This is a genomic window from Pseudoalteromonas sp. S554 (genome assembly GCF_005930865.1).
Lineage (GTDB): Bacteria > Pseudomonadota > Gammaproteobacteria > Enterobacterales > Alteromonadaceae > Pseudoalteromonas > Pseudoalteromonas marina.
This window is the reverse complement of record NZ_PNDV01000088.1, coordinates 1-1690: the sequence shown is the minus strand read 5'-3', so window position 1 is coordinate 1690 and position 1690 is coordinate 1. Positions and strand designations below refer to the sequence as shown.

Genomic DNA, 1690 nt, shown 5'->3' with positions numbered 1-1690 from the left:
GTATAATTAAGTAAAAAATTCGCAGGATAACAACCTGAACGACCCGGCTGATATTCATACAGTACGATATTTTTAAATGGGTTATTTGCTACAGGCGTGTCAGTACCTGTGCAATATAACCACATATAGGATTTTGTTTTGTCATCACTCACCACATTGACTGTGGTCTCGTCCGCTTGAATGACATGTTGCTCTAATAAGATTTGATGCAATTTGTCATACAGTGGTTTAAATAAACTGGCACATTTGATTATCCAGTCACTCATGGTTTGTCGACTGATTTCAATGCCGTGTTGTTTAAACATGGTTTCTTGCCGATAAAGCGGCAGAGCGTATTGATATTTACTGGTGATGATTTGGCTGAGTAAGCTTGGTGTTGCAATGCCTTTAGGAATTGGACTCGCTGGCATCGGGGCTTGTTTGATTTGAACTTGTGTTTCGTTTTGCTCACAGGCTCGGCAGCTGTATTTAGGTCTAACATGTTCAATCACTTTGATTTGAGCTGGAATAAATTCAAGTTTTTCAGATTTATCTTCACCCATTTTATGCATTTCACCACCGCAGCAGTCACAGCTTTTATTTTCGATGTCGTGCACAATCACTTCGCGTGGTAAATCAGCCGGTAACGCAGTGCGTTTAGCTTTTTTACGGGTGTAAGTAACGGTTTCGTTTTCAGCTTCAACTTCACGTTCTAACTCAGCGATGTCTTCCGCTTCGTTAAATAAATCACCTTGTGCAGGGTGGCCTTCGGTTGATTTACCGAATTGTTTTTGTTGGGCTAATTTGAATTGTTCTTCTAAATACGCGATTCTGGAATCTTTATCCGTTACTTGTTTTTCAAGTTCGGCAATGCGTTTGAGAAGTTGCTGCTCTAGTTCAGTCATAGGGGGTATTTTACCCTGTAACTCGCTGATTATCTGCATGTTATTCAGATTAAAAGCTGATCAGGTATGAGCTAAAGTTATAAGCTCAAGTTTGATAAAATCAGCGGTTTATGACCAACAATATCAAAGCCATCGAGCAGCCAGTGCAGTTGTTGCTCAGATAAAACAAGCTGGTTTTCATGCTCGGCATTCGGCCATTTAAACTTATTGTTTTCTAATCGCTTATGCCACAAAGCAAACCCCGTTTTATCCCAGTAAAGGATTTTGAGTTTATCTTTGCTTTTGTTGCAGAAGATAAATAAAGCACCGGACATCACATTTAAATTCATTTCAGCGACAACAATATTAGCTAAACCATTAATCGATTTTCGAAAGTCCACCACTGGGCGGTGCAGGTAAATGTCACTTGGCTCAACAAACATTTTCATTTAACTAAACCTCTAATCAAATCAGACAAATACTGTGCAGAGGTTGAACCTGGCAATTTTAATTCTCCAACCTGCAAAGTCAGTGTGATATGGGCAGGCTCAACGATTTCTTGCAAACGGGTTTGTTCAGTTTGAATGGTCACTTTGCTGAAACTAGATTGGGCGGTTAATTGTTTGCGGTACTTATAAAAAGTGGACGTTGCTAAGTTATTTTGCTGGCAAAAATCTTGTATGTTTAAACCAGAGCCTGGTTGTCGGTGAATTAAATCTAGCCATTGTTGTGTTCGATTGGTTTGCATAACTCACTCCTGTTATTAAAAAGAAATGAGCTTAGCGAATATAAAATAAATGTTTAGGTGTGGTTTAGCCGACGGTTAC

General features: G+C 39.3%; 3 protein-coding genes. All 3 read right to left on the bottom strand.

What is annotated here, in order from left to right; all coding sequences use genetic code 11:
* On the bottom strand, window positions 1-884 hold an 884-nt coding region (gene tnpC / locus CWB65_RS16865), incomplete at its 3' end, for an IS66 family transposase (protein WP_138741058.1).
* 77 nt (window positions 885-961) lie between these two features.
* Window positions 962-1312, bottom strand: a complete 351-nt coding sequence (gene tnpB, locus CWB65_RS16860; RefSeq protein ID WP_036956871.1) for an IS66 family insertion sequence element accessory protein TnpB — start codon at window positions 1310-1312, stop codon at window positions 962-964.
* The gene (gene tnpA, locus CWB65_RS16855) at window positions 1309-1611 is read right to left on the bottom strand and encodes an IS66 family insertion sequence element accessory protein TnpA (RefSeq protein WP_138741057.1); all 303 of its coding nucleotides are present in this window, start codon (window positions 1609-1611) and stop codon (window positions 1309-1311) included. The genes tnpB and tnpA overlap by 4 nt, the downstream gene beginning before the upstream one ends.
* Window positions 1612-1690 lie beyond the last annotated feature (79 nt).